General features: G+C 70.8%; 7 protein-coding genes. 4 read left to right on the top strand and 3 right to left on the bottom strand.

From position 1 onward, the window contains the following. Window positions 1–50 precede the first annotated feature (50 nt). Entirely contained in the window at window positions 51–1751 is a 1701-nt protein-coding gene (locus AC3WQR_RS24190; RefSeq protein WP_492744148.1) for an FMN-binding glutamate synthase family protein, read from the top strand. Further along, a complete protein-coding gene (locus tag AC3WQR_RS24195; protein WP_070063745.1) occupies window positions 1748–2653 on the top strand; it encodes a BUD32 family EKC/KEOPS complex subunit in 906 nt (301 codons plus the stop codon). Before AC3WQR_RS24190 ends, AC3WQR_RS24195 begins: the two co-directional genes overlap by 4 nt. 16 nt (window positions 2654–2669) lie before the next feature. Here AC3WQR_RS24195 and AC3WQR_RS24200 read toward each other — a convergent pair whose 3' ends face one another. Together AC3WQR_RS24200 and AC3WQR_RS24205 are read right to left on the bottom strand one after the other, a co-directional pair. Then, a complete protein-coding gene (locus AC3WQR_RS24200; protein WP_139702167.1) occupies window positions 2670–3095 on the bottom strand; it encodes a PIN domain-containing protein in 426 nt (141 codons plus the stop codon). 54 nt (window positions 3096–3149) lie between these two features. Next, window positions 3150–4061: a LysR family transcriptional regulator gene (locus tag AC3WQR_RS24205; protein WP_492744150.1), complete on the bottom strand. Its 912-nt coding sequence runs from the start codon at window positions 4059–4061 to the stop codon at window positions 3150–3152. A 121-nt stretch (window positions 4062–4182) separates the two neighbouring features. On the opposite strand from AC3WQR_RS24205, the gene AC3WQR_RS24210 reads away from it, so the two are divergent. Together AC3WQR_RS24210 and AC3WQR_RS24215 are read left to right on the top strand one after the other, a co-directional pair. Then, window positions 4183–5115, top strand: coding sequence for a DMT family transporter (locus AC3WQR_RS24210; protein ID WP_492744153.1), 933 nt, complete (start codon window positions 4183–4185; stop codon window positions 5113–5115). 14 nt (window positions 5116–5129) lie between these two features. Further along, window positions 5130–5444 (top strand): DMT family transporter, encoded by a 315-nt coding sequence (locus tag AC3WQR_RS24215; RefSeq protein WP_492744155.1) that lies wholly within the window; start codon window positions 5130–5132, stop codon window positions 5442–5444. On the opposite strand, the gene AC3WQR_RS24220 is transcribed toward AC3WQR_RS24215, so the two are convergent. Continuing rightward, the gene (locus AC3WQR_RS24220) at window positions 5441–6679 is read right to left on the bottom strand and encodes a THUMP domain-containing class I SAM-dependent RNA methyltransferase (protein ID WP_492744157.1); all 1239 of its coding nucleotides are present in this window, start codon (window positions 6677–6679) and stop codon (window positions 5441–5443) included. The genes AC3WQR_RS24215 and AC3WQR_RS24220 overlap by 4 nt on opposite strands. Window positions 6680–6765: the final 86 nt, after the last annotated feature.

Raw genomic sequence — 6765 nt, forward strand, 5'->3', positions numbered from 1 at the left:
TGGGGGCAGCCCTCTATGATGCAGCAGGCTCCAGCCGACATCTGATGACTATGCCCACGATTATTCCGTTTCCCGCACGCTACAGCGCGTTCGTCCTGTGTGTGCTGGGTCTGGTCGCCTGCCTGGCGCTGGTTCTGGCCTCGCCGCACCTGTGGCTCGCGTGGATCGGCGTGGCCGCTTTCGCGGTGCTCACCGGCACCGGCGTGCACGACCTGCGCCAGGCGCGCCACGCCATCCTGCGCAACTACCCGGTCATCGGGCACCTGCGCTTTCTGCTCGAGTTCATCCGCCCCGAGATCCGCCAGTACTTCATCGAGAGCGACGCCGAGGCCGCACCCTTCTCGCGCGCCCAGCGCTCGCTGGTGTACCAGCGCGCCAAGGGCGAGCCCGACAACCGGCCCTTCGGCACGCAGCTGAACGTGTCGGCCGCGGGCTACGAGTGGATCAACCACTCGATGCAGCCCACCAAGCTGGCGAACCACGATTTCCGCATCGTGATCGGCGGCACGCCGCAGCCGGCCGATGCGAACCTGGCGCAGGTCTGCACCCAGCCCTACAGCGCGAGCGTGTTCAATATTTCGGCGATGAGCTTCGGCGCCCTGTCGGCCAACGCCATCCTCGCGCTCAACCAGGGCGCGCAGATGGGCGGCTTTGCGCACGACACCGGCGAAGGCTCGATCTCGCAGCACCACCGCGTGCACGGCGGCGACCTGATCTGGGAAATCGGCTCCGGCTACTTCGGCTGCCGCAACGACGACGGCACCTTCAATGCCGAGCGCTTCACCGCCAACGCGCGCGACCCGCAGGTGAAGATGATCGAGATCAAGCTCAGCCAGGGCGCCAAGCCGGGCCACGGCGGCGTGCTGCCGGCGGCCAAGGTCACGCCCGAGATCGCGGCGGCGCGCGGCGTGCCGGTGGGCGTGGACTGCGTCTCGCCCTCGTCGCACAGCGCGTTCTCCACGCCGACCGAGATGATGCATTTCGTCGCGAAGCTGCGCGAGCTGTCGGGCGGCAAGCCGACCGGCTTCAAGTTCTGCCTGGGCCACCCGTGGGAATGGTTCGGCATCGTCAAGGCGATGCAGGCCACCGGCATCACGCCCGACTTCATCGTGGTCGACGGCGCCGAGGGCGGCACGGGCGCGGCGCCGGTCGAGTTCAGCGACCACGTCGGCGCGCCGCTGCAGGAAGGCCTGCTGCTGGTGCACAACACGCTGATCGGCGTGAACCTGCGCCACCGCATCAAGATCGGCTGCGCGGCCAAGGTGATCACCGCCTTCGACGTGGCCCGCATGATGGCGCTGGGCGCCGACTGGTGCAACGCGGCGCGCGGTTTCATGATGGCGCTGGGCTGCATCCAGGCCCAGAGCTGCCACACCGGCCACTGCCCCACCGGCGTGACCACCCAAGACCCGGTGCGCCAGCAGGCGCTGGTGGTGCCGACCAAGGCCGACCGCGTGCGCAACTTCCACCGCAGCACGCTGCATGCGCTGCAGGAGCTGGTGCAGGCCGCGGGCCTGGACCATCCGCAGCAGATCACCGCGCACCACATCGTGCGCCGCATCTCCGACACCGAGGTGCGCCTGCTGAGCAACCTGGTGATGCAGGTGCAGCCCGGCGCGCTGCTCGGGCCGCTGGACAACCAGCACACCGTTTTCCGCACCTACTGGCCGCTGGCCAGTGCACAGAGTTTCCAGCCCGTGACGCAGGGCCCGCACGGGCTGCTGGCGCCGGGCTTCGCCATGGCCGCATGAATCCACTGAGACGAGGAGGCGCCGCGACGCGCCTGTACAGCCAACGGGGCGCCGCGTCGGCGCCCGCGCCGCTCGACGACGCCCCGGGCTCGGCGCCCGGCGACTACGCCGAGTTCCTGCGCGTCACCCTGCCCAGGCAGGCCAAGAACGTGGCCAGCCACCGCTTCGGCAGCGAGCGCGTCTGGCTCAAGAAGGCCGGCCCGCGCCACGGCAAATGGGGCTATCGCGTGATGGCACTGGCCGCGCGGCTGGCCGGCCTCGACGTGATCAAGCCCGTGCCCAACCCGGGCGGCGAGGCCGCCATCGCCACCGAGGCACGGCGCCTGAAGCAACTGGCCGCCGCAGGTTTGCGCGTGCCGATCGTGCTGGCGCAGCAGGCCGACGGGCTGCTGATTTCCGACCTCGGCGAGAGCGGCCGTGCCACCGTGGTGCTGCAGGAGCGCATCGACCAGGCCGCCGCCGCCGGCCCGGCCGCCCTGCTCGCCGTGTGGCGCGAGGGCCTGGCCGCCATCGCCGCCGTGCACCTGTGCGGCCAGCACCTGAGCCAGGCCTTCGACCGCAACCTCGTGCAGTGCCCCGACGGCGTGATCGGCTACATCGATTTCGAGGACGACCCCTCCGAGGTCATGACCCTGGCCGAATGCCAGGCCCGCGACTGGCTGAGCTACCTGCACTCCACGGCCATGATGCTCGAGGCCGCCGCGCCGCAGGCGGCGGGGCAGCACTGGCACGCGGCGCTGGCGGAAGTTGACGAGGAAGTGCGCGAGCGCATCGCGAACGCGGCGCGGCGCATGAAGTGGGCGCAGAAGCTGCCGGCCAGCCGGCGCTGGGGACGGGATACGCAACGCGTGCGGGCCGTCGCGCGCTTGCTGGGGCAGTGGTACGAGCTGAACAAGGCCTGAGACGGACCGGCGTGGCCTAGGCCAGCGCCGAGCGCACCGCCACCCCGCGCAGCGCCAGCCGCTTCTTCATCGACAGCACCGCCTTGTCCTTGCTGAACAGCTGCGCCCCGTGCGCCACGGACAGGTCGATGAACACCTGGTCGTCCGGATCGCTGCACACGCAGGGCGCGCGCGCCGGCACCTCGGTCACCAGCTGCACGCGCGCATCGAAATCCGCGAGCACCACCGGAATCGTCAGCTCCCGCTGCGCCATGCGCCGGGCGATCAGCGGGTAGCCCAGCACACGTTCCAGTTCGCTGCGCATCGCGGGCGTGGCCAGCCAGCGCAGCGCGCCGCGCGCGAGGTCGTCGACCAGCGGCGCCCAGGCCGGGTCTTCGAAGACCAGCAGGTCGAGCGCAATGTTGGTGTCGATGACGACGAGGTCGGAGGCAGGCAAGGTCATGGGTCGCGTGAAATCTGTCTATCGCCGATGTTGCACCATGCGGCGCCCGGGCTTCTAGCGGGCCGCCGGCCGCCCTGAGGGCATCGCCAGCACCTTCGCGTCGGCGACGAGCCGCGCGTAGGCGAAGTCGGTGAAGGCCTTGATCCGCGCGACCTCCTTCAGGTCGGGATGCGTCAGCACCCAGACCTGCGTGTCGAGCGCCTCCCTCGGCGGCTCGACCTGCACCAGCTCTTCCTCGGCATCGGCCAGCATGCACAGGAGCATGCCCAGGCCCAGGCCGCGCTTCACGAGCTGCGTCATGCCGACGAGGCTGTCGACGCGCGCCGCGATCCGCGCCGGCGGCACCTGCTCACGCAGCCACTTCGCCTGCATCAGGTGCGACAAACCTTCGTCGGGCGCGACCCAGTCGTGCGCAGCCAGCGGTGTCGTCGCCGGGTGCTTCGCAAGGTAGGCCTTCGACGCATACACCGCCGTCTGCAGGCGCCCCGCGCGGCGCCCGACCAGGTGGTCCGGCGGGGCGTTGGTCGGGCGGATCGCCACGTCGGCTTCGCGCTTGGTCAGGCTCAGGAAGAGGTTGTTCATCACCACCTGCAGCTCGATGCCCGGGTGCAGCGCCCGGAAGTCCGCCAGGATCGGCCCGAGCAGCCCGGCCATGAAGGTGTCGGTGCTGGTGATGCGGATGACGCCGGTCAGCCGCAGGTCGAGCCCCATGAGGTGGCGCTGCGCGGCGTCGATCTGCTCGCCCACGCCCTGCAGGCGCTCGCGCAGCGCCTCGCCGGCCAGCGTCATCGCGTAGCCGGCGGGCAGGCGGTCGAACAGGCGCACCGCCATGCGCGCCTCGAGCGCGCCCAGGCGCCGCAGCACGGTGGAGTGGTTCACGCCCAGCTGGCGCGCGGCGCCGGAGAGCGAGCCGGCCTGGCCGACGGCCAGGAACACGCGAAAGTCGTCCCAGTCTGTGTCCTGCATTTATGCATACCCCGGATGCGATTTTTTCGAATGGCTTTGCAAACGTGCCGATCCTACAGTCGTCCGCAAGGGGCCGCGATTCGCCCGCCCCGCATCCACACCACACGGAGGTCGAACCACCATGGACGCGTTTTTCATTCCCGCCTCGCTCGTCGCCGGGGGCCTGCTCGCGGTGCAGGCCGGCGCCAACGCCCAGCTCTCCAAGGCCACGGGCAGCCCGTTCACCGCCACGACCTTGCAGCTGTCGGTCGGCACGCTGGCCCTGCTGGCGGTGGCGCTCGCCACGGGCACGCTGACGGCGCTGGCCGGCCTGCCGGGCGTGCCGTGGTGGCACGTGATCGGCGGCACGGCCAGCGCCTTCTACGTGGTCTCGACCATCCTGCTGTTCCCGCGCCTGGGCGCGGTGGTGGCGGTCGGCCTGTTCATCGCGGGGCAGATGCTGGCCTCGTTCGCGCTCGACACCTTCGGCCTGCTCGGCGTGGCCCCCAAGGCGCTGACACCGGCCATGGCCGGCGGCACGCTGGCGGTGCTGCTCGGGGCCGGGGCCATCGTCGCCGGGCAGGCCGGCAGCCTGCGCCAGGCGCTGGCGGACAAGGCGGGCTGGATCGTGCTGGCGCTGCTGGCCGGCGCGGTGCTGCCGGTGCAGGGCGTGGTCAACGGCCTGCTGCGGCAGGACCTGGGCGCACCCTTCGCGGTGGGGGCGGTGAGCTTCTTCGTGGCGACGCTGGCGATGGCCCTGGCGCTGCTGCTGGTCACGCTGTTCCGGCGTGCGCCCGCGACCACGGCACCGCAAGGCACCGCGCTGCGCGGCATGCCGTGGTGGGGCTGGCTCGGCGGTTTTGCGGGCGCGGCCTATGTGACGACGGTGTTCACGGCGATCCCGGCCATTGGCGCCGCGGCCGCGGTCGGGCTGACGGTGGCGGGGCAGCAGGTGGCGTCGGTGTTCGTCGACCGCTACGGCTGGTTCCGGCTGCCGCAGCGCCCGGTGTCGGGCCTGCGCATGGCGGGCGTGGCCGTGCTGCTGCTCGGCGTGGCCATCATCAAGCTGCTGTGAAGGGAGCGAACGCCATGGCCTGGTTTCTTCTGCTTGCCGCCGGACTGGTGGAGATCGTGATGGCCCTCGCGCTGAAGGCCGCGGCGGGCTGGGAGCGCCCCGGCGCCGGTGCGCTGGGCCTGGGCGCGGCGCTGGCGAGCATCGTGCTGCTCACCACCGCGATGAAGACGCTGCCGGTCGGGACGGCCTACGCGATCTGGACCGGCATCGGCGCCATCGGCGTCACGCTGATCGGCATCTTCTTTTTCCAGGAGAGCGCGGCGCCGCTGCGGCTGGTGTGCATCGCGCTGATCTTCCTGGGCATTGCAGGGTTGAAGCTGCAGTCCTAGGCGTCTGGCGGCGCCGCCCGGTTCGAGCCCCGCACCATGTCGAAGCGGAACAGCCGGCATTCGATGGGGCCGTTCCACATCGGCACGCGGCGCGACTCCTTCAGGCGCATCTGCTTGGGCAGCTTCAGGTCGGGCGTGAGCACCCAGGCGGTCCAGCCCGCGTAGTTCTTCTTCCAGTGGGTGGCGAGCTGCGGAAAGAAATCGCCGCCTTCACCGTCGCCCGGGGTCTGGGCGGCCTCGCGGGCGCCGAAGCGCGCCACGCCGCCGACCTCGATGCGCTCGCCGTACGGCGGGTTGAGCATGATCACGCCGCCCTCGGCCGGCGGCATGCGCTGCAGGGCGTCGCCGCCGCGGAACTCGATGGCGCCGGCCACGCCCGCGCGCTCGGCGTTGCGCTCGGCGAAGTCGACCATGCGGTGCGACACGTCGGAGCCGAAGACGGCGACGTCGCTCGCATGCTGCGCGTTGGTGGCTTCATTCTTGATGGCGGCCCAGACGTGCGCCTGGAACGGCAGCAGCTTCTCGAAGCCGAAGCGCCGCAGCGAGCCCGCCGCGATGCCGCTGGCGATCTGCGCGGCCTCGATGGCGATGGTGCCGCTGCCGCAGCAGGGGTCGTACAGCGGGGCCTTGGCGACCTCGCCGGTCTCGGGGTTCCACCAGCCGCTGGCGGCCAGCATGGCGGCGGCCAGGGTTTCCTTCAGCGGGGCGTCGCCCTTGTCCTGGCGCCAGCCGCGCTTGAACAGCGGCTCGCCCGAGGTGTCGATGTACAGCGTGCAGCTGTCGGTGGTCAGGTGCGCAAAGATGCGGCAGTCGGGCCACTGGGTCTCGATGCTCGGGCGCACGCCGTTCGCCTTGGCGCGGAAGCGGTCGGCCACGGCGTCCTTGATGCGCAGGGTGGCGAAGTTCAGGCTCTGCAGCGGGCTGTGCTGGGCCGTGGTCTCGATCTTGAAGGTCTGCTTGGGCGTGAACCAGATCTCCCAGGCCACGCCGTTGGCGATGGCGTACAGGTCGTTCTCGTTGCGGTAGGGCCCGTGGGCCAGTTCGACCAGCACGCGCTGCGCGAGCCGGCTGTGCAGGTTGAGCTTGAGGCCGTCGCGCCAGTCGGCGCGCACGCGCACGCCGCCGCGCAGGGTGAGCAGGTCCTGCCCGGCACGGCCGGTCAGGGCATGCACCTCCTGGGCAAGGAATTCCTCGACGCCGGCGGCGCAAGGCAGGAAAAATGAGAGATCGTTCACGGAAAGTCGGCCATCGGGAAGCCCGCTAAGGGCCCCCATTGTCGCCGGGGCTGGGGCCTTCTCTATATAGTCGATTTGCCCATGAC

The organism is Variovorax sp. FW305-3-2-15-B-LB1, from assembly GCF_058787635.1.